At 60.2% G+C, this 20,386-nt stretch carries 20 protein-coding genes; 13 read left to right on the top strand and 7 right to left on the bottom strand.

Translation table 11 applies throughout. From position 1 onward, the window contains the following. The first annotated feature begins 204 nt into the window (after positions 1–204). The 4 genes from psbU to NW830_RS06660 all read left to right on the top strand — a co-directional run bounded on the left by psbU (position 205) and on the right by NW830_RS06660 (position 3,712). A complete protein-coding gene (gene psbU, locus NW830_RS06675) occupies positions 205–567 on the top strand; it encodes a photosystem II complex extrinsic protein PsbU (RefSeq protein WP_414362189.1) in 363 nt (120 codons plus the stop codon). Between the two features lie 408 nt (positions 568–975). Continuing rightward, positions 976–2,070 (top strand): polysaccharide pyruvyl transferase CsaB, encoded by a 1,095-nt coding sequence (csaB, locus tag NW830_RS06670; RefSeq protein ID WP_414362190.1) that lies wholly within the window; start codon positions 976–978, stop codon positions 2,068–2,070. 170 nt (positions 2,071–2,240) lie between these two features. Next, positions 2,241–2,825, top strand: a complete 585-nt coding sequence (locus NW830_RS06665; protein ID WP_414362192.1) for a type II CAAX prenyl endopeptidase Rce1 family protein — start codon at positions 2,241–2,243, stop codon at positions 2,823–2,825. A 62-nt stretch (positions 2,826–2,887) separates the two neighbouring features. After that, positions 2,888–3,712 carry an alpha/beta hydrolase gene (locus tag NW830_RS06660; RefSeq protein WP_414362193.1) on the top strand — a complete coding sequence of 275 codons (825 nt, stop codon included), beginning with the start codon at positions 2,888–2,890 and terminating at the stop codon, positions 3,710–3,712. A gap of 76 nt (positions 3,713–3,788) precedes the next feature. On the opposite strand, the gene NW830_RS06655 is transcribed toward NW830_RS06660, so the two are convergent. Then, positions 3,789–4,847, bottom strand: coding sequence for a hypothetical protein (locus NW830_RS06655; RefSeq protein ID WP_414362195.1), 1,059 nt, complete (start codon positions 4,845–4,847; stop codon positions 3,789–3,791). Positions 4,848–5,115: 268 nt separating this feature from the next. Here NW830_RS06655 and NW830_RS06650 point away from each other — a divergent pair, with 268 nt between their 5' ends. Continuing rightward, a complete protein-coding gene (locus NW830_RS06650; RefSeq protein ID WP_414362196.1) occupies positions 5,116–5,766 on the top strand; it encodes a peroxiredoxin in 651 nt (216 codons plus the stop codon). A gap of 236 nt (positions 5,767–6,002) precedes the next feature. On the opposite strand, the gene NW830_RS06645 is transcribed toward NW830_RS06650, so the two are convergent. Beyond that, on the bottom strand, positions 6,003–8,153 hold the full coding sequence (locus tag NW830_RS06645) for an NAD(P)H-quinone oxidoreductase subunit 5 (protein ID WP_414362197.1): 2,151 nt from the start codon (positions 8,151–8,153) through the stop codon (positions 6,003–6,005). A 294-nt stretch (positions 8,154–8,447) separates the two neighbouring features. On the opposite strand from NW830_RS06645, the gene NW830_RS06640 reads away from it, so the two are divergent. Next, a complete protein-coding gene (locus NW830_RS06640; RefSeq protein ID WP_414362199.1) occupies positions 8,448–8,804 on the top strand; it encodes a single-stranded DNA-binding protein in 357 nt (118 codons plus the stop codon). Here the strand turns inward: NW830_RS06640 and NW830_RS06635 are convergent. After that, on the bottom strand, positions 8,725–9,576 hold the full coding sequence (locus NW830_RS06635) for a cobalt-precorrin-6A reductase (RefSeq protein ID WP_414362201.1): 852 nt from the start codon (positions 9,574–9,576) through the stop codon (positions 8,725–8,727). The two genes, NW830_RS06640 and NW830_RS06635, sit on opposite strands and share 80 nt — an antisense overlap. Positions 9,577–9,640: 64 nt before the next feature. Here NW830_RS06635 and NW830_RS06630 point away from each other — a divergent pair, with 64 nt between their 5' ends. The 3 genes from NW830_RS06630 to hemL all read left to right on the top strand — a co-directional run bounded on the left by NW830_RS06630 (position 9,641) and on the right by hemL (position 12,912). Continuing rightward, entirely contained in the window at positions 9,641–10,168 is a 528-nt protein-coding gene (locus NW830_RS06630; RefSeq protein WP_414362203.1) for a bifunctional nuclease family protein, read from the top strand. Between the two features lie 154 nt (positions 10,169–10,322). Then, positions 10,323–11,564 (top strand): (E)-4-hydroxy-3-methylbut-2-enyl-diphosphate synthase, encoded by a 1,242-nt coding sequence (gene ispG / locus NW830_RS06625; protein WP_414362205.1) that lies wholly within the window; start codon positions 10,323–10,325, stop codon positions 11,562–11,564. A 37-nt stretch (positions 11,565–11,601) separates the two neighbouring features. After that, complete coding sequence (hemL, locus tag NW830_RS06620) at positions 11,602–12,912, top strand: glutamate-1-semialdehyde 2,1-aminomutase (RefSeq protein WP_414362207.1); 1,311 nt, start codon at positions 11,602–11,604, stop codon at positions 12,910–12,912. Between the two features lie 232 nt (positions 12,913–13,144). Here hemL and NW830_RS06615 read toward each other — a convergent pair whose 3' ends face one another. From NW830_RS06615 to NW830_RS06605, 3 genes are all read right to left on the bottom strand, one after another. Next, positions 13,145–14,110, bottom strand: a complete 966-nt coding sequence (locus NW830_RS06615; protein ID WP_414362209.1) for a protochlorophyllide reductase — start codon at positions 14,108–14,110, stop codon at positions 13,145–13,147. 197 nt (positions 14,111–14,307) lie between these two features. After that, on the bottom strand, positions 14,308–15,594 hold the full coding sequence (locus tag NW830_RS06610) for a recombinase family protein (RefSeq protein ID WP_414362296.1): 1,287 nt from the start codon (positions 15,592–15,594) through the stop codon (positions 14,308–14,310). 105 nt (positions 15,595–15,699) lie between these two features. Next, complete coding sequence (locus NW830_RS06605) at positions 15,700–16,680, bottom strand: 30S ribosomal protein S1 (RefSeq protein WP_414362210.1); 981 nt, start codon at positions 16,678–16,680, stop codon at positions 15,700–15,702. A 211-nt stretch (positions 16,681–16,891) separates the two neighbouring features. Between NW830_RS06605 and obgE the strand changes: the two genes are divergently transcribed. The 4 genes from obgE to NW830_RS06585 all read left to right on the top strand — a co-directional run bounded on the left by obgE (position 16,892) and on the right by NW830_RS06585 (position 19,738). Beyond that, a complete protein-coding gene (gene obgE, locus NW830_RS06600) occupies positions 16,892–18,019 on the top strand; it encodes a GTPase ObgE (RefSeq protein WP_414362298.1) in 1,128 nt (375 codons plus the stop codon). Beyond that, positions 18,006–18,329, top strand: a complete 324-nt coding sequence (locus NW830_RS06595) for a hypothetical protein (protein ID WP_414362212.1) — start codon at positions 18,006–18,008, stop codon at positions 18,327–18,329. The genes obgE and NW830_RS06595 overlap by 14 nt, the downstream gene beginning before the upstream one ends. A 15-nt stretch (positions 18,330–18,344) precedes the next feature. Next, the gene (locus NW830_RS06590; RefSeq protein WP_414362214.1) at positions 18,345–19,040 is read left to right on the top strand and encodes an L-threonylcarbamoyladenylate synthase; all 696 of its coding nucleotides are present in this window, start codon (positions 18,345–18,347) and stop codon (positions 19,038–19,040) included. A 71-nt stretch (positions 19,041–19,111) separates the two neighbouring features. Continuing rightward, positions 19,112–19,738: a PAP/fibrillin family protein gene (locus NW830_RS06585; protein ID WP_414362216.1), complete on the top strand. Its 627-nt coding sequence runs from the start codon at positions 19,112–19,114 to the stop codon at positions 19,736–19,738. On the opposite strand, the gene NW830_RS06580 is transcribed toward NW830_RS06585, so the two are convergent. Next, entirely contained in the window at positions 19,653–20,357 is a 705-nt protein-coding gene (locus NW830_RS06580) for a hypothetical protein (RefSeq protein WP_414362218.1), read from the bottom strand. The genes NW830_RS06585 and NW830_RS06580 overlap by 86 nt on opposite strands. Between the last annotated feature and the right edge of the window lie 29 nt (positions 20,358–20,386).

Raw genomic sequence — 20,386 nt, 5'->3', positions numbered from 1 at the left:
AAACGCAAGGGCAAGTTAGCCAGTTGCAAGCGGACTGTTTCCCCATCATAGTTGTTAAAAATTATTTCTGCCGGTATCTCAACCCGAATTTGGGTCTCGATGCGAGGTAGCGGGGATGAGACACTAAATGGTCGGAAAACGTTAGCAACCTATCCCGTGAGCGCGGTTATGGCTGCTTTCAATCCTGTTTGCAGAGGTGGTACTATGCGTCGGCTGCTGTCTACCTGGTTGCCTGTCTTATTGATGCTTTGCCTGGGCTTGGCCTCGCTTGGGATCCCTGCTGCGGCGGCAGAGCTGCCGCCGGTAAAACACCTCGACACTCCGATTGACGTCAACAACACCATCCTGCGCAACTACCGCCAGTTGCCTGGTTTCTACCCCACTCTGGCCCGCATCCTGGTGAAAAACGCTCCTTACAAAAGCCTAGAGGACATGCTGAAGATCCCGGAGCTAACGGAGCAGCAAAAGGCGCTGATCAAGGCCAACGCGGAGAACTTCGTGTTTGGCGAGTATCGCGAAGGGGCTAGCCAGCTAGAAAACCGCATCAACCAGGGTTACTACGGCTGATTCCCGCATCCCATAGCCCAGGACAATGTCTGCAAGTATCCCGCCTCCTTTGCCGGCTGGCTGCTGGGATCCCGCTCTCCCTTTTCCCATGACCAACTGCCGCCTCTAAGTTCACTAGTAGAGTTGGCTGGGGGGGAAGCTACCCCCCTAGATTTGGCAGGCAGAGGCAAGAGGAAGGCGGGCGATGCAACAGGGCTGGCACCAGAGGGCAGCCTCGCTAAAAATCCCCTGCAGCGCAAGCAGCTGGGGTCCTTGTCTCCTGGGAACTGGAAGCGCTGGCAACATCGTTATTGGAGCTTTTCCCAACTTTATCGGAGAGAGTGGGGAAATGCAGCGCTGATGGAGCTCCCCACGCAAGTGGTTCGAGGTGATCTCTCCCAGGCCAGCTTCTTTCAGTCAAGGGGGCTCATGAAGCAGCCACAGATTTTGGGGCCACAGATTTTGATCTGTGGCTACTACGGCTACGGCAATGCCGGTGACGAGGCCCTGTTGCTGGCTCTCTTGCAGCAGCTGCGGCAGTTGCCCAATCCCGTGCAGCCAGTGGTGCTCTCTCCTCGCCCTGAGGCAACGGCTGCCACCTATGGGGTGCTGGCCTGTCCGCGCTTTGACGGCTGGGCTTTGCGGCGCTATCTGGGGCAGTCTCAAGCTTTCATCTGGGGTGGGGGCAGCCTGCTGCAGGATCGCACCAGTTGGCGCAGCCCGCTTTACTACCTGGGTCTAATGCTCTGGGCCCAGCGGCGGGGGCTGAAGACCTTGGCGTGGGCGCAAGGGATCGGGCCTTTGCAGCGGGGCTGGATCCGCGAGCTGGCCCGCCGGTCTCTAGCAGGTTGTACAGCCATCAGTGTGCGCGACGCCGTTGCCTCCCAATGGCTGCGAGATTGGGGGATCCCCCACCAGGTGGCCCCGGATCCGGTTTGGGGCCTGCCCGCCAAAACCCTGCCGGAGTGGGAAAGATGGCCTCAGCCCCGCATTGCCGTGGTCTTGCGGCAGCATCCCCAGCTCACTCCTGCGCGACTTGAGACTTTGGCGGAAGGCTTGAGGCGCCTCCAGGCTGCCACAGGGGCTTATCTGCTTTTGCTACCCTTCCAACTCGCTCCTCCCGGATCCCTGGACCTCGGCCCAGACTACCGCCTAGTGCAACAGCTGCAACAGCGCCTGCCCGGCCCCAGCCAGGTGTTGGAGATTCGGGATCCCTGTCTTTTAAAGGGGGTCTTCCGGGGGGTGAGATTGGCAATTGTGATGCGCTACCACGGCTTGGTGATGGCGGCTGCTGAGGGTTGCGCCTGCTTTGGCCTCAGCTACGATCCCAAGGTAAAAACGCTGCTCGGGGAATTGGGCATGCCCGGCTGGGATCTCGAGGCGATCCCAGAAGATCCTGAAGCCTTGTGCCAGGCTTGGCTGGCCTGCTATGCCGACGGGCCAGCCCTCAGCCCTGACCAAGTGGCTGTTTGGGTGGAGCGATCGGCCCAGCACGCCCAGTTGCTGAGGCAGCACTTGCCTTAAAGGAGAGGGGGGATCCCAAGCTCTTACCCCCTTGACCGAGACAAGGGCGGCGCAAACCCCGCTCTCTAGGGCTGGGGAGAGCCTCAACTGAGAGTGTTCCCCGCTGCCAGTGTGGATTCGGGCAGCCGTTCTTGTCGGGATTCGCTCTACGCTGGGAATAGGCTCCTCCCATGAGTGCCAAGATGCAGCCCTGTACCCGCCAACAGATCCTGATCGGGATGGGCCTAACCAGCCTGATCCTGGCGCTTATTGCCGGTCTCTGGATCTGGCTGGGATCCCTCCGCGTGCCCTTCCGTTGGGATCCGCTGGCCGTCGCCTGGGGAGCGGCGCTGGGGCTGGGGGTGGCGCTGCTGAGCGGCGGGGCTTACTGGCTTTGGCCGGCCTATCGCCGGGCAGCTTCCGCCTACTTGCACCTGGTGGCGGATCCCTTGCAATGGGGAGACGTCTTCTGGGTGGGGGTGCTGCCGGGGTGGAGCGAGGAGTGGCTGTTTCGCGGCGTGCTGATGACAGCCCTGGTGGCCAGCCCCTTGGGGTGGACGGGCGGGATCCTCCTGAGCGGGCTCTTGTTTGGGGTTTTACACTGGCTAGAGTGGCAGGGTTGGCCCTATGCCGTCTGGGCCAGTGCGGTGGGCATCCTCCTAGGGATGGGCGTGTGGCTGTCGGGAAACCTGTTGGTAACCATCGTCGCTCATACTTTGGTTAACTGGATTGGAGTTTGCCTTTGGAAAGGTTCTGCCCTGCTAGCCAAATCCTAAGCCCAACGTCGCTGCCCAATCCCTCCCAGCGGGAGAGGGGCCGGGGGTGAGGGGAAGGAGCAATGAGTAAGCCCTTTCTGGGACTGCGGCTGGGGCCATCCTTGCTGCTCATTGGCCTGGGGGTGTACGGCTACCTGCTCTGGCTGGGCTGGTTTCAATCGGAGCGGCTGATCTTTTTGCCCCGCCCCGCCAGCTACCAGGATGGGGACGCCATTCTCAAACTCACCACTGCCGATGGCCTGCAGATTTCAGCGGTCTACCTGCCCAATCCCGCAGCCACCTATACCCTCCTCTACAGCCACGGCAACGCCGAGGACCTAGGAGATATCCTGCCGCGCCTGAGGAAGCTGCAGCAGGGGGGGTTTAGCGTCTTGGCCTACGACTACCGGGGCTACGGCACCAGCGAAGGGATCCCTTCCGAGGCCGGTGCCTACAAAGACATTGAAGCGGCCTACGCTTACCTACGAGATCAGGGGATCCCGCCGGGGCGGATTTTGCTTTACGGACGCTCGGTGGGAGGTGGGCCCTCAGTTTACCTAGCAGCCCACAAGCCGGTGGGGGGCTTGATCCTGGAATCCACCTTTGTAACCGCTTTTCGCGTTTTGACCCGCATCCCGCTGCTGCCTTTTGACCGCTTCGACAACCTCAGCCGCATTGCCCAGATCAATTGTCCGCTGCTGATTTTGCACGGCACTCAGGATCGCTTGATCCCCTTCTGGCATGCCGAAGCCCTTTACCAAGCAGCACGGGATCCCAAGCGTTTGATCCCCATCGAGGGAGCCGATCACAACAATCTGCTACAGGTAGCCGGGGAGCGCTACCTGCCCATTCTGCAGCAATTTGTGGCCGAGCTGGTGGAGCCCAGCCCTTTCCTGGACACTCCGTAGATCCCGGCGGGTTTGAATAGCGCTAGCCTAACAGCCCTCCTGCTGCAAAGACGGAGATGGACAAGCGTGAGGATTTTTAAGTGACTTCCTGACTGACCAGTTCTTGCAGCAGCTTCTGCGCCGTTCCCATATAGCGCAGTACGTCGGGATGATGGCTCCAGATTGGGTCGCTCTCGGGGAAAACCTCCAGAGAGAACATCCCTTGTACAGCTTGCAGGTAAGGCAGGAGGAAAGTGTAGCTAGCCGGGCTAAGACGAGAGCGCAAAGCCTCATCCAACAGCTCCAGCATCTGCCGCACCAGTTTCCACTCCACCTTCAGAGGGGGGTACAGCATCACGCAAAGGGGAAACAGCTCCTGCTGCACAGCGGCCACGCTGCCTTCCAAGGCACAGAGGCCCAGGTACACCTGGAACATCTCCACATCGCGGATGCTGGAAATCCGCACCTCCAGATCCGTCAAGGGGCCGCTTTCGCAGCGATAGTCCGGGAAACGCTGAGCCACTTCGGCACAGATAAACTCCGCCACACTGGTTACGATGGGCAGCAGTTCCTGAACAGCCAGCAAAGAGGCAGAAGAAGCGTTGTCGCTGGCGTGGACAGCGGCACCCTCGTACATCCTCTGCAGGGGCATGTACAGGTGGTCGTCCATGACCTTCAAGTAGGGGTGGAAGAGGCTGCGCTCCTGAGGGGATAGAGCTTGCAAGACCATCTGCCCCGTGTAGTGGAATTGCATGCTTAAAAAGCCCAGCACCCGCGGATCCCGTTCACTGTAGCGGGCCCGCAGCTGGCCACAGAACGGCGCGATCTTTACCGAAAAGCGGGCCGGCGAGAGGCCCTCCCCCCAACTTTCCGCTGCCTTTTCAAATAACTCGCGGGAGTCCTCGGCAATTTGCCAGGGATCGATCAAGTCCGGATCCAGCCGCTGCCTCGGGATTTCGGCAGCCAAGAGCCGCTCCGTTTTTGCCCAGGCCTGGGAGCTGGCAAAGCGCAGGGATCCCTTCACTTTGTCGGCTAATTGGGTACCCGGCAGCTCGCCCAAGGCCGCCTGTGCCCGCAGCTTGTCTACATATTTTTGGGCCCACAGAGTGGCCAGGCTGTAAGGTGTAACTGCTTCTAGGCTTTCCATCGATCCCATGACCTCAGCAGAGGAGCTAGATTCTGTTGTCTACAATACCCCTAGCACACCGCCGTTGCAGCCTGTAAGGAAGGTACAGAATGTTAAGACCTCCCACAACAATTGTTCACATTAGGAAAGGGCTTCTCGCCTTGCGGCCAGGTTGGCGATGATCTAAAAATCTCCTAAAATCCGCTCGGGAAAGTAGAGTTTTTGTGGCAAAATAGGGGGCGGATGGATCAAATCCTACCCTCAGCGGACTGAACCCTTTACTGAGGAGAAAGAGTGTATGTCTCTCCGACTTGGCGATACGGCTCCCAATTTTACGCAAAAGTCCACCCACGGCGAAATCGACTTCTATTCCTGGGCCGGGGATAGCTGGGTAGTGTTGTTCTCCCACCCCGCCGACTACACGCCAGTCTGCACCACCGAGCTGGGTACTGTTGCCAAGCTGATGCCTGAGTTCGAGAAGCGAGGGGTGAAGGTGCTAGCCCTCAGCGTGGACGATGTAGACTCCCACCTTGGTTGGGTAAAAGACATCGAGGAAACCCAGAATGCCCGGGTGACTTATCCCATCTTGGCAGACGTTGACCGCAAGGTCTCCCAGCTCTACGGCATGCTGGATCAGACCAACCTCAATCAAGAAGGACTGCCTTTGACGGTGCGCTCAGTGTTCGTTATTGATCCCAACAAGAAAATCCGCCTTATCCTCACCTATCCAGCTAGCACGGGGCGCAACTTCGACGAGCTGCTGCGGGCAATCGATGCTCTGCAGTTGACGGATAAGTACAACGTTGTCACTCCCGCCGACTGGAAAGATGGCGATGATGTCATCATTCCACCTTCGCTGCAAGATCCTGAAGTGCTGAAGGAGAAGTTCCCGAAAGGCTACAAGGAGCTCAAGCCCTACTTGCGGATCACTCCTCAGCCCAATAAGTAAGTCCAACCTCTTTGGGAGGAGGGAAGGGATCCCTTCTTGGCAGAGTCGAGCTTCAAGAATCCCCCGCCGCCACTGGCAGTTAATGGACAGGGCTCCCCCCAATCGCAGAGGGTAGGAGCCCTTTTTCTGCCCCCCAGCCCCAGGGCAGGAGCGCCCTAGTTTTCCCTCAGTAGCAGCACCGTTGCAGCTGCAGCCGGCCAAGCTAGCCAGCGTCGACGCCACCAACGGCCCCCAGGCTAGAGCCCAACCCCGGCAAGCACCACCATCACCACTACTGCCGCAAAGATGATCAGGGCGTAGAACTGCGCCTTGCCGTTCTCCAGGTATTTCATCACCTCGCCGCCGACCATGGCCACTAGCCCCGTCAGGTTGACCACCCCATCCACAATGCGGCTGTCCACCTCCAGCGCCTCCCGCGCTACAAAGCGAGTACCTTGCACAAAGACCCGCTCGTAGAGATCGTCGATATACCACTTGTTGAGGGAGAAGTAGTAGAGCGGCTGCAGGCTTTGGGGGAAGGTGCCGGGATCAATGCGCTTTTGCCAGTAGATGAGACCCGCCAAGGCAATGCCAAGCAGCCCAATGCCCACCGAGCTGCCTGCCATGATCACAAACTCCCGCCAGTCGAAGCGGCCCGCCAGCACTGCTTGCCACTCGGCTGCCACCTGGGCCCAACCAGCTTCTGCTGCAGCCTCACTAGGCGGATGGATGAACGCCTCGAAGAAGTTGGCAAAGGGAGTGCCCACCAACCCAATCAGCAGCGAGGGAACGGCCAGCGCCACCAGCGGAATTGTCATCGATAGCGGCGACTCATGCGGTTCAGCGGCCTGCCCATGCCCTTCGTGCCCCTCTTTCCCAGCTTCGGGATGGCTGCTGGGCTGGGGCTTTTCGTAAATGTTCATGGCTCCAGGCCCAAAGGCGGCCTCTTTCCCGGCAAACGCATAGGCAAAAGCCGGCACCGGTCGGCCCTGGCTGACAGCTACCTCCTGGCGCAGCTTGAGGTTGGTGCCGCGAAACTCCCCTTCAAAGGTAAGGAAGTAGATGCGGAACATGTAGAAGGCGGTGATCCCTGCCGTGAGGAAGCCCACTCCCCAGAGAGCGGGGTTGTGCTCAAAAACCGCAGCCAAGATCTCGTCCTTGGACCAGAAGCCGGCAAAGGGCGGGATCCCACAGATGGCCAGCGTGCCAATCAAAAACGTGAGGGCCGTAACTGGCATGTATTTGCGCAGCCCTCCCATCAGGCGCATGTCCTGAGCCAAAACTGGGTCGTGGCCCACCACCGCCTCCATGCCGTGGATGACCGAGCCGGATCCCAAAAAGAGCAGCGCCTTAAAGTAGGCGTGGGTCATCAGGTGAAACAGGCTGGCCCCATAGGCACCGCAGCCCATGGCCATGACCATATAGCCCAGTTGGGAAATGGTGGAGTAGGCCAGGCCCTTTTTGATGTCGTTTTGGGTAATGGCGATGCTGGCCCCCAAAAAGGCCGTCCCTGCCCCTGTCCAGGCAATGAGATCCATGACTGCCGGGATCCCTTCCAAGACCGGAAACATCCGCGCCAACAGGAATACTCCGGCAGCCACCATGGTGGCCGCGTGGATGAGGGCGGAAATGGGCGTGGGACCTTCCATGGCATCCGGCAGCCACACGTGCAGCGGGAACTGAGCCGACTTGGCCACTGGCCCCAAGAACACCAAGAGGGCAAACAGGGCAACCAAGCTGCTGCTCACCGCGCCGTTGGCCACCATCTGCTCCACATTGCGGGCCAGTTCCTCGAACTCGAAGGTTCCAGAAATCCAGTAAAAGCCCAAAATGCCCAGCAACAGACCAAAGTCGCCCACCCGGTTGACCACAAATGCCTTCTGGGCTGCCTCTGCCGCCGCCTGCCGCTCGTACCAGAAGCCAATCAGCAGGTAGGAGCACATCCCCACCAGCTCCCAGAAAATGTAGATCTGTACCAGGTTGGGACTGAGCACCAGGCCCAGCATCGAGGAGGCAAACAGGCTTAGGTAAGCATAGAAACGCACATAGCCGGGATCCTGGGCCATGTAGCCATCGGAGTAGATCTGCACCAAGAAGGCCACCGTGGTCACCACCACCAGCATCATGGCGCTGAGGTGGTCGACTACGAAGCCCATGTCCAGCGAGAAGGAGCCTGCCTGGGCCCAGGTGATGGTTCTAAGGACGGCCTCATGGCCTTGCAGCTGACTGGCCAAGAGGGCAAAGGCGTGAACCATCGCCGTCCCCGTTGCAAATACGCTCAAAAAGGCGGCCAGAGCCCGGTTGGCCCTTGTCCAGGCGTTGAAGACCAAAATGCCCAGACCCAGCAAAAAGGCCGCCACTAGGGGATAGACGGGGATCAACCAGGCGTATGCGTAGATGAATTCCATGGGAAATGGTGCTGAATGCTTCCGCTTGCAGTAGTCAACCCTTCCTGCTGGCCGCTGAGAAGGCCTGGGCCGGCAGGGACTCTGGGGCCTCTGACATTGTAAATCTTTGCAACACAATCAGCGCCCCCTTGCGGCTACTCATTCTAAGCAACTGGATCCCCCCAGAAAACTATCCCCAGCCTCAAACTGCAAGGGCAATAGCCGGCTGACCCAAAGGGCTGAGGCTGGCGCTGCATCCCTTGCGGGCGCTAAAACAAAAAAGGCTAGAGCGGTCAGTAGTCTGGAGAAAAGCCCATGAGCCTGAACCTGGTGACCCTGGTGGGCCGGGCCGGTACGGATCCGGAAGTGCGTTACTTTGAATCGGGCAAGGTGGTGTGTACCTTTAGCCTGGCGGTCAACCGCTTCCGCAAGGGCGAAGACAAGCCCGATTGGTTTAACCTAGAGCTGTGGGGACGCACCGCTGAGGTGGCGGGGGAGTATGTGCGTAAAGGCAGCCTCATTGGGGTGACGGGCAGCCTGAAGTTCGATCGCTGGAAAGACAGATCCACAGGGGAGGAGCGCCAGCGGCCCGTTATTGCCGTGGAGCGGCTGGAGCTGCTGGGATCCCGTCCCGATCGCGAGCCTGATTTGCCTGCAGAGGAGCCGTTTTAAATTTCTCCAGCTGACGTCGGCACTCCTGCACCACCTCAGCCAAATTCTGGCTACACCAGGGGTAGGGCAAAGGGGGTCGTTGGATCACCCAGAGGGGGATTCCTAGGGTCTTAGCCACGGCCTGTTTGACCAGTAGACCACCGGCTTCCCCGGAGTCCTTAGTAATAACCACTTGGGGCTCCAGCCTCTGCCAAAGCTGCAGTTCCTCCTCAAAGCTCAGGGGCAAACGCCTGCCAATGACCCGCTCGGCAGCAATCCCAGCCCGTACCGCCTGGGGAACTGACTCTGGAAGCACCCGCGCGTACAACTGGCAGCGATCCTGCCAGGGTACAAACAAGGGCAACGCCTTCACCCCCACCGTTAAGAGCACCCGCCGCCCCGCCAGTACGCTCTCGCTGAGGACGGTCTGCCAGTCCGGCGCCACCTGAACCCACGGATCTAGACCTACAGAAGGACGTTCGTAGCGCAGGTAGGGGATCCCCAGTTGGGCTGTTACCTGTATAGCCAGCTGCGAGATCTGCTGGGCAAAGGGATGGGAGGCATCCACCAGCACCCCAATCCGCCGCTCCTGTAGGAATTGTGCCAAAGAGGGCAGCGAAAAGCGGGTAACCACCACCTGCCCAGGCAAATCCCGGTAAAGCCTGCTTCCCCCTGCAGTGGTAACCGTAGCTATCCAAGGGATCCCTTCTTGGCTAAGGGCGGCGGCTAAGCTGCGGCTTTCACTGGTGCCGCCGAGGAGAGCTACTGCAATTGAGTGCCGGATTGAGCTCATGCGTGTTGCCAAAGTTTTCTACCCATGGGTACGATCGAGATCCAGAGGCTGGAGGCAGTTGACCATGATCGAGATGCAGGTGGCTGGGATTGCGGTCGATGCCGTTAACCAGAACCCCATTGTCATCCTGCGCGATACCCATGGACGTCGTGCTCTGCCTATCTGGGTAGGAAAAGCAGAAGCCAATGCCATTTTGCAGGCCCTGGACGATCAGAAGCCGCTCCGCCCCATGACCCATGATCTTATCCTCAACTCCTGGAAAGCTTGGGGAATTAAGCTGGAGCGGGTCATTATCCATGCCTTGCTAGACAACACTTTTTATGCGGTGCTGGTCACGGTTAGCGGTGACAAAAAGCAGGAGATCGACTGCCGTCCCAGCGATGGTATTGCCCTGGCTCTGCGGGCCCACGCCCCCATCTGGACGGTAGAGGAAGTCATTGCGGAGGCCTCGATCCCAATGAATCAGGATGCCGACGAAGCTGAGCGCGAGGCCTTCCGCAAGTTTGTGGAAAATGTAACGCCTAGAGACTTTATTCGCCACCGACCCCTCACAGACTACCCTACGGATTCCACCACAGAAGCAGACAGCTGAAGCTGCTGTCCTACTTTCCCGCCCTCCGGAAGGGAGCCAGGGGGGCAACTAGTGGCCTGTCTGGAAAGCACCTCGAGGCAAGGGTAGGCAGGGCCCCTCAATAGGTGGGCATTTCCGCCTACAATGAGGCTAGAGCAGCCCTTCTGAGCAAGCTATGCAAACTGTGGAGCGGCCCAACGCACAGCAGCCCTACCCAGAACCGGTCTACCCCCGTCGCCCCACCCGCACAGTGGCGGTGGGCAACGTCTTAATTGGCAGCCAGCACCCAGTGGTGGTGCAGTCCATGATCACCGAAGACGTGCTTAATATTGACGCGGCGGTGGCTGCCATTCGCCGTCTGCACGAAGCGGGCTCGGAAATTGTGCGGGTTGCTGTTCCCAGCTTGGCCCATGCCAAGGCGATGGAGGCAGTCCGGGAGAAGTTGCTCCAAACCTACAAGCCGGTGCCGCTAGTGGCTGACGTTCACCACAACGGCCTCAAGGTTGCCCTGGAGGTGGCCAAATACGTTGACAAGGTGCGCATCAATCCTGGGTTGTTCGTTGTTGAGAAGCCCCAGCCAGGGCGCACAGAGTACACAAAGGCTGAACTAGAAGCCATCCGTAGCAAGATCCGTGAAGCTTTTGTCCCCCTTGTACAGACCCTCAAGGCCCAGAACAAGGCCCTGCGCATTGGCGTCAACCACGGCTCCCTGGCGGAGCGGATGCTCTTTCTCTATGGCGACACCCCCGAGGGAATGGTGGAGTCAGCCCTGGAGTACGCTGAGATCTGTGCCGAGCAGGACTTCCACAACGTGGTTCTCTCCTTCAAGGCTTCCCGTCCGCAGGTTATGTTGGCTGCTTACCGGCTGGCGGCCCGCCGTTTCGACGCCTTGGGCCTGAACTACCCCTTCCACCTAGGGGTGACCGAGGCTGGAGATGGAGAGTATGGCCGCATCAAGTCAGCAGTGGGGATCGGGACGCTCTTGGCGGAAGGGATTGGCGACACCATTCGCGTCTCCCTCACAGAAGCGCCGGAAAAAGAGATCCCAGTGGCCTACGGTATTTTGCAGGCCCTCAACCTGCGCAAAACCATGGTGGAGTACGTGGCCTGTCCCTCCTGTGGGCGTACCCTTTTCAACCTGGAGGAGGTGCTGCAGAAGGTGCGGGCGGCAACTCAGCATCTGGTAGGCCTCGACATTGCCGTCATGGGCTGCATTGTCAACGGCCCTGGGGAAATGGCCGACGCTGACTACGGCTATGTGGGCAGGACGCCGGGGGTGATTTCCCTCTACCGCGGCAAAGAAGAAGTGAAAAGGGTGCCTGAGTCAGAAGGCGTCCAGGCTCTGATTGAGCTCATCAAAGCCGATGGTCGCTGGGTGGATCCCCCTGGGGAAGGAGGGTCCTCCTCTGCCTGCTAGTTTTTATTATTCTCAGAGATACGTCGAATGCCTTGTTATGACCAGCACGCTCCGCTCCACCTCGTTCAATACCACCCGCTCCAAGGAGATCTTTGCCCGTGCCCAGCAGCTGATGCCAGGAGGGGTTAATTCTCCAGTGCGTGCCTTCAAGTCCGTCGGCGGGGATCCCGTCGTGTTTGACCGCGTCTCAGGAGCCTACGCCTGGGATGTGGACGGCAACCAGTACATTGACTACATCGGCAGTTGGGGGCCGGCCATCGTTGGACATGCCCATCCCGAAGTTATTGAGGCATTGCGGCGGGCACTGGAGAAAGGCACTAGCTTTGGCGCTCCCTCTGTTTTGGAAAACGAGCTGGCAGAGCGCGTGATCGAAGCGGTGCCCAGCGTGGAGATGGTGCGCTTTGTTAACTCCGGCACCGAAGCCTGTATGGCGGCGCTGCGCCTAATGCGGGCCTACACGGGCCGGGAAAAGGTGATCAAGTTTGAGGGCTGCTACCACGGTCATGCGGATATGTTCTTGGTCAAGGCCGGCTCGGGGGTAGCCACCCTGGGTCTGCCGGATTCGCCGGGGGTGCCCAAGGCCGCCACCAGCGCTACGCTGACTGCTCCCTACAATGATCTAGAGGCAGTTAAGGCTCTGTTTGAGCAGTATCCAGATTCGATTGCCGGGGTAATCCTCGAGCCAGTGGTGGGCAATGCCGGCTTTATCCCGCCGCAGCCAGGGTTTTTGGAGGGCCTGCGCGAACTAACCCAAAGGTATGGCGCCCTGCTGGTGTTTGACGAGGTGATGACCGGCTTTCGCATCAGCTACGGCGGCGCCCAGGCCAAGTTTGGCGTCATCCCTGATTTGACTACCCTGGGTAAGATCATTGGCGGTGGCCTGCCGGTAGGCGCCTACGGCGGCCGGCGGGAAATTATGGAGATGGTAGCACCGGCAGGGCCGATGTACCAGGCGGGTACGCTGTCCGGCAACCCTCTGGCTATGACGGCGGGGATCCAAACGCTGGAGATTTTGCGTCGCCCGGGCACCTATGAGTATCTGGAGCGCATTACTGCGAAGCTGCTGACGGGGCTGCTGGAGATTGCGCGGGAAACTGGGCACGAAATGTGCGGAGGCTATTTGCCCGGCATGTTTGGCTTCTTTTTTACTGCCGGCCCAGTGCGCAACTATGAGGAGGCCAAGCAGTCGGACTTGCAAAAGTTTGCCCGTTTCCATCGCGGCATGCTGGAGCGGGGGGTGTATCTGGCGCCCTCACAATTTGAGGCCGGCTTTACTTCCCTAGCCCACACGGAGGCGGATGTAGAGAGAACCCTGGAGGCCGCACGGGAGGTGCTGCGGGCCCTTTAGTTCTCTCACCAGCGCAGCACCTGCTAGGGGGGGAAGCCTTCTCTGGAGCGCAGTCCCTTCCCACCCCTGCTTGGGCTGGATCCGACGGAGTCGAGGCCCCTGGCCCCCGCCACTCCGATCCCGCTCCTGGCCTCCAGCTGCCCTGCAGCTTGCAGGGGGCAGGTACAGCTGGGGTTGTGACCTCCAGAATTGGGGGGACAGGCCATGCAACCAAGCGGAAGGATTGCCAGCGCTAGAGGGCTGCCAACTGGGGCAGGCCCACCAATTTCTCGCTCAGCTCCCAGAGCAACTTGGCTTTGGCCTCATCCTTTGCTTCGTCGGAAACCTCTTGGTTAAAGGGTTTGGCATTTTTCCGTTGCCGGTTGCCCCAGCTCCAGTAGAATCCCGAATGGCGAAATTCGGGATCGGCCACCACCTGCGCTACCCGTTCGCCGGCCAGCTCCTGGGAGACATAGCCGCCAGTGATGTTTTTTTGAAACCAGGGGAAAAGCTTTTGGAACAAGGGATAGTGGTGGCGGAAGAGGCCGGTTTCTGCCACACAGCCAGGATAGAGGGAGAGAAAGGTGATGCCGGTGCTTTCGTGGAAGCGGCGGTGCAGTTCCCGCATGGTGATGATGTTGCAAACTTTGCTGTCTTTGTAGGCTTTGACGGGATCGAACTTGCCGCCATCGGCCATGCTGATGGGTTCCTTAAAGCCCTGGGCAAAGCCCCGCAGATCTCCCAGGTGGGGTTGGGGAGGGATCTTGCCTCCCAGCTCCTTGGGGTTGTGGGTAACCGTCCCTAAGATGACCAGACGCCGGTCCGGGTAAGGGGAGCGCTGGAGATCCTCCAGCATTAGGCGGCAGAGGAGGAAGTGTCCCAGGTGGTTGGTGGCCATCGTTAGCTCGTAGCCCTCGGGGCTGCGCAGGGGCTGCTTGAGCAGGGGCATGTAGATGGCGGCGTTGCACACCAGGGCATCCAGAGAGCGGCCCGACTGGCGGAACTGCTCGACAAATTGCCGCACGCTGGCCAGGCTAGCCAGATCAATTGGCATTAGGCTATAGCTCCCCTCTGGGATCCCCACCTCCTCGGCCATCCGCCGGCCCTTGTCCAGATCCCGACAGGCCATGACTACGTGCCAGCCCCGCTTGGCCAAAGCCAAGGACGCATACAGGCCAACGCCCGAGGAAGCACCAGTAATGACGACAGTGGGTTGCATTGGTCCCTCCCTATCCAACTCCTTCCTAAAGTGGGATCCTCCGGATCCCTGCAGGATCCATCTTGGAGTGGAAAGGGAGCTGGACCAAGAATTGATAAGGTTTGCGACGCTTTTCCGGGTCAGTCCCTTCATTTTTAGATACAAGCTCGGCTTCCGCTCCTGCAAAGCGGGGCCAGGTGGGCAAAGCCCTGCAATCTCTAGGGATCAAAGGCAAAGAGAAGCCGCACCGCCCCTGTAGAATCCACCTCAACCCCGCGTAGGAATTCCCGCAGGTAGGTGCGGCGCTCGCTCTCGCTGAGATCCTGCCAGAAGGGTGGGATGGAGAGGGTTTGGATGGTCTGGGTAAGCTTAGCAGGGGGGAGCTGTTCCAGCTTTTGGGCCAAGCGGGCGGTCTCAGCTCGCAGCTGGTAGCAGCGCTGGGCCAGCGAGGGCTCATCCATCAGTCCAGATTGCTGCAGCGCCTCCAGTTGCCGCAGCCGCTCGCTGTTGGCCTGGATCTGGGCTTGGAGCTGTTGGCGGGTTCGGTCTAGGGCCTGCCAATCCAGGTTTTGGGCACGGTGGGGAAGCTGTTCGCAGACCTGGCGGATCACCTCCTGCAAGACTTCAGCATAGCGGAGGCTATAGCGACAGGCTTGGCAGCGCAAGTAGAGGTAAGAAGAGCCGTTCTGCTTGCCCTTGCCGGGGGTGGTTTGCACAATGCGCAAAAGGCCGCCACAGGTCCGGCAGTGGACGAGGCCGGCCAAGGCGCGGGAGGCACTGGCGCTGCGGCGCGGGATCCCTTGGTTGCGCTTTAGCCAGCGATCGATCTGGGCGGCTTCGGTGCGGCTGAGGAGAGCTGGATGAGTATCGCGCAGAACGGTGCCATCGGCGTAAGCCAGATCCCCTCGGTAGACCGGGTTGAGCAGCCAGTTGCGCCCAGTGGCTACGGAGATGTGCTTGTGGTGTTTCTCAGCAATGAAGCGCACCGCCTGGCGCAGGGATCCGTAGCGGAGAAAGTGCTGGAAAAAATCCTGAACAATGGGGGCCTGGCGGCAATCCGGGACATAGCGTCCCCCTTCGCGGCGGTAGCCAAAGGGAGGTGGCCCAGGGGGAGGCTTGCCCGCCAGACGGCTTTGGGCTTGGCGTTGACGGAGACGGCGACTTTGCAAGTGATGGGGAATTTCGGCCAGCAGCGGGATCCAGTCGCTGGGAGTGCTAGGGGTTTGCAGGCCGTCAGCACTAACTAGGCTAAGGCGGATCCCAGCCTGTTGGATTTGCAGCAGCCGCCCGTGCACCTCCTCCACCTGGTCTCCTAGATCTGCTAGGCGCACCAGCAGCACCTGCTGCACCGAGCCCCTGGCAACCTCCTGCAGCAGTTCCTCCAGGTAGGCACGGGATCCCCAGTCGTGCCAGAGGGGATTCGCCCCGTGGGCTTTTAGCCAAGCCAGCTCCTCCTCCGGCCAAGGAGCATAGGCAGGCGTGTAGAGGTAGCCGCAGACGCCCATGGACAAACACCCTGCCACCGCTGCTGCCCTAGGCTTGCTGCGCCCCTGGTAGGCTTCCCAGCAGATGCCCCTAGGGCCAGGTCGACACCCCCCAGCCTGCCTGCTCTACTCCACTGCTGTTGCCGCATATTCCAGCTCTTCTTCTGCCACCTCCAGCTGTGCTTCCTCCGCCTGTCCCGCCTGTTCTTGCTTGGCAGCCCGCAGTTGCTCGCGGTACTTGGCTGCCATCTCCTCCGCTTTCTCGTAGACCAGCTTGGGATCCCGCAGCATATCGCCGGGATTGGGCTCCAGTTGCTTAGTCGATAGCGAAATTCGACCCCGTTCTGCGTCTAGGTCGATGATCATTACCTTCACTTCATCGTTGACGTTGAAGACGCTGTGGGGGGTATCGACATGCTCGTGGGAGATTTCGGAGATGTGCAGCAAGCCGGAGACGCCGCCAATATCGATGAAGGCCCCGTAGGGCTTGATGCCACGCACTGTGCCGACTACTACCTCGCCCACCTCCAGCTTGTTCATCTTCCGCTCCACCAGGGCCCGGCGATGGCTTAACACCAAGCGGTTGCGGTCTTCGTCCACCTCGAGAAACTTCAGGGGCAGTTCCTCGCCCACCAGCTCTTCCTTGGGCTTGCGGGTGCTGATGTGGGAGCCGGGGATAAACCCGCGCAGTCCCTCAATGCGCACCAGGGCGCCCCCACGGTTGGTGGCAAAAATGGTGGCCCGCACCGTGGCATCCTCCTTTTGAAGCTGGCGCACCCGTTCCCAGGCCCGCATGTACTCAATGCGGCGGATAGAAAGGGTCAGCTGCCCCTCCTCGTTCTCTTCGGTGAGGATGAAAAACTCGCGCGTTTCCCCCGGCTGCAGGACCTCGTGCGGATCCTCCACCCGGCTAATAGACATCTCCTGCAGAGGCAGAAAGGCAGCCGTTTTGGCCCCAATGTCGATTAACGCGCCGCCCGGTTCCACCGAAAAGACTGTGCCGGTTACAATTTCGCCGGGGCTAAAGTGATAGTCGTACTTATCCAGGAGAGCAGCAAAGTCCTCGGTGGTAAAACCGACATCGGCAGCAGCGGTAACTCGAGTCATAGGGGCCTGGTAGCAAAGGTAGTTGCACAAGTTCAAAGAGAGCTGAGCTTAGCCCGTGTGAAGGCACCAGCGCGCCTCCACCTTCCCACCCCACCTAGGGTAGGCGCTGGAAACACTATCCTAGCTCAAAAAAGAAGCTTTTGTGGCAAGTTTCCTTGCAATCTTGCCAAGCTAGAAGGAGGTGGCCCAAAGAGGTTTGGGAGAGAGGCAGTTGCATTTCATTGACCAAGTGGAAATTGAGGTGCAGGGGGGAAATGGCGGGGATGGCATCGTTGCCTTCCGCCGCGAGAAGTACGTCCCTGCCGGCGGACCCTCGGGTGGCAATGGGGGGCGGGGCGGCTCGGTGATTCTGGTAGCCGATCCCGGCCTGCAGACCTTGCTAGACTTTCGCTTCCAGCCGGTAATCAAAGCTGAAGACGGGTCAAAAGGAGGACCCAACCAGCGCACGGGGGCCAGTGGTGCAGATCGGCTGGTGCGGGTGCCCTGTGGCACGATGGTGTTCAACGCGGAAACGGGCGAGCTCCTCGGGGATCTGGTGCAGCCGGGGGATCAACTGCTGGTGGCCCGCGGCGGCAAAGGGGGTTTGGGCAATGCCCACTTCTTGAGTAACCACGATCGCGCCCCCCGCCGCTTTACCAGGGGTCAGCCGGGAGAGCGAGTGCGGCTGCGCTTAGAGCTGAAGCTCATTGCTGAAGTGGGGATCGTCGGCTTGCCGAACGCCGGCAAGTCAACCTTAATTTCCGTGGTCTCCTCCGCCCGCCCTAAGATTGCCGATTACCCCTTCACCACGCTGCAGCCCAATTTGGGAGTGGTGCCCCATCCCTCGGGGGATGGAGTGGTGTTTGCCGATATTCCCGGGCTCATTGAGGGAGCCCACCGAGGGGTAGGGCTGGGGCATGACTTTTTGCGCCATGTGGAGCGCACGCGGCTGCTGATTCATCTGGTGGACGGCACGGCCGCCGATCCTGTCAGGGATTACCAAATTGTGCAGCAGGAGTTGCGTGCCTATGGCCACGGGCTAATCGACAAGCCACAGATTGTGGTTTTAAACAAAATCGACGCCCTCGAGCCGCGGGAGGTTGTCGAGCGCACCCAGCGGCTTGCGGCTGCTGTCGGCGCTCCGGTATCGGCCATCTCGGCAGTGGCCAGGCAGGGTCTGGATTCTCTCCTGCAGCGGGTGTGGCAGGGGCTGGGCCGGGATCCAGAGCCTGGGGGAGGGAGAAGCAAGATCCAGCCAGCTGCAGCTCAGGAGAAGCCTAGAATAGGAGTGCCCCTGCTTTCCCATAGCCCAGATGTATATCTCCGAGGAGAATCTGCCACCCGACTTGCGCCAGATTAAGCGGGCCGTTGAGCAGGCAGCGCAGGCGAGGGCAGGAGTCTGTCTAGAGCTGTTAATGCTGCTGCGCCTGTTGGAGGATCTGCACCGCACTATTTTGGAGGGAGCCTTCCAAGAAGCTTTGCCCAACACTCGGCACGAGCTCTATCGAGTGCTGCAGGAGCTAGAGGAGGCAGGTGACTGGCCCTACCTGCCGCGTTTGCACATCCAGGCCCTGATGCAGCAGCTCAAGGACTGGCCGCAGGGATCCCTGTCGGTGCCGCCCACCCCTCGTCCTATGGTGGAAGTGGCGGAAAGTCCTCCTGAAGCTTGAGGTTTTCTCTCCCTCATGGCCGAGTACTTTAGGATCCATTCCCAGCACCCCCAGCCCCGTTTCATCCAGCGCATTGCAGCTGCTCTCCGCGAGGGGGCGGTGATGCTTTACCCCACCGATACGGTCTATGCCATTGGCTGCGATGTTACCCACAAGCAGGCCGTGGAGCGGGTGCGGCGCATCAAGCGGCTGTCCAACGACAAACCTCTTACTTTTCTGTGCCCCTCGCTTTCCCAGATTGCCCAGTATGCCCAGGTGAGTGATCCCGCTTATCGGCTAATGCGGCGGCTAGTCCCTGGCCCGTTTACGTTTCTGCTGCCAGCCACCAAGCTGGTGCCCAGGTTGGTGATGGATCCCAAGCGGAAAACCACCGGCATCCGCGTGCCGGATTCGGCCATCTGCCAGGCGCTGTTGGCCGAGTTGGGCAACCCCATCGTCTCTACCTCGGCCAAGCTGGGCGGGGATCCGGTGGGCTCCCTGGAAGTGGGCTTTGATCCGGCGACGGTGGGGGAGGAGGGGGGAATCTTTACCGCTGAGGAAATGCGCCAGCTGGAGAAGCAAGTGGATCTGATAGTGGACGACGAGGCCCCCTATCGTGCCCAGGTCTCAACCGTAATCGATCTCACAGGGCCGAAGCCGCTCCTGGTGCGAGCCGGGCTGGGCTACGAGCAGGTGGCAGACCTGCAGTGGGCAGAAGAGGCGGGCGGCTGAGGGGTGGGATCCTGGCTGCCCCGCTCAGCGGTCGTTAGCTCCTAGAATAGGGTCGTGCTCCTGGTAGGCCCATGCCTAAAGCTTTGGCTGAGCAAAAAGCGGTGCTGTTGCGCCTCTTGCAGACAACGGACCGGGGCGGCAAGCTATCGCCCGACCAAAAAAGTCAAATCCTGTCTCAGATTGCCGCGCTGGAGGCCCTCAACCCCACCCCTGAGCCCCTGGCAGCTCCTGAGCGGCTGGAGGGGAATTGGCTAAACCTATTCTCCACCAGCGCCGCTTTGTTGCGGCTGGCCCAGTTGCCCCTTTTAACCACCGGCGCGATCTATCAGTGCATTCGGGCCCAAAAGGGTCAAGTTTTTAACGTAGCCGAAATCCAGGGATCCGGCTGGCTAGAGGCCTGGCTGCCGCGGGGGGTTTTGGCGGTGGCAGCCCGTTTCTACCCCGAATCGCAACGTCGGATTCGGGTGGTTTTCAAGCGACTGCTGCTGGGATCCCAGGCGTTGATGAGCTACGAGATTGAGAGTTTCCTCTATTTGCTTGAATGGGCTCCAGAGCGGATCCCAGCGCTGAAGGTCGACCTCCCTCGCCGCGAGCCCACAGGCTGGCTGGATATTACCTATTTGGATGAAGACTTACGGATAGGTCGGGGCAACGAGGGGAGTGTGTTTGTGCTGCAGCGGGTGGGCAAAGGTGGCTAGCTGCAGCTACTCCCGCCGAGGGTTTGGGGATGAGGGTAAAGCTAATCTCGCAGAGAGTTGCTAGAGCATGGCAGGACTCCCGCAACGTTTGCACCTCCTGCTGGCATTGCTCCAGTTGCCGGGCCCACTCCTCTTGCTGGGAGCGCAGCTTTTGGTTTTCCCATTCTGTGCGCTGCAGGAGACCCTCGAGCTTTTGTTGCTGCTGCTGGAGTTGAAGCCGCTCGGCTTCCGACTGCTGCAGTTGGAGCCCTTGGCGTTCCAATTCCGCCCTCAGGGCAGCGACCTGGGACTGCAGCTGAATCAGCGCTTGCTCTGGGCTAGGCTGGGGTTGCTGCCGTGGCTGGCCGCTGTGATCGGCAGGGTCGAAGGGAGAGAGAGCCTCCAGCAGCGCTTCTCGAAAGCTGCCCCAAGAAGCCGACTGCAACGCTAGCCGGGCCACCCACCAAACCCCGTAGGCGGCTGCCAGCCCGGCCGCCAGGCCAGGGATCCCGGCCAGGGAAACTTTGGGCAGGGTGGGCAGGATACGATCCAGAAGAGCGGCCACCCCCGCCGCGACGCAGAGCCCGCTCCCCGCCGCAGCAGCACCTGAGATCCAAGAGGAGCGGGAGAGCCTTGGCATTTTGTTACCCTCCACAGGGGATCGAGAAG

The sequence above is a fragment of the Synechococcus sp. OH30 genome (assembly GCF_047462175.1).
Lineage (GTDB): Bacteria > Cyanobacteriota > Cyanobacteriia > Thermostichales > Thermostichaceae > Thermostichus.
The sequence above is the reverse complement of the archived record's forward strand: the minus strand, read 5'-3'. Positions and strand labels throughout refer to the sequence as shown.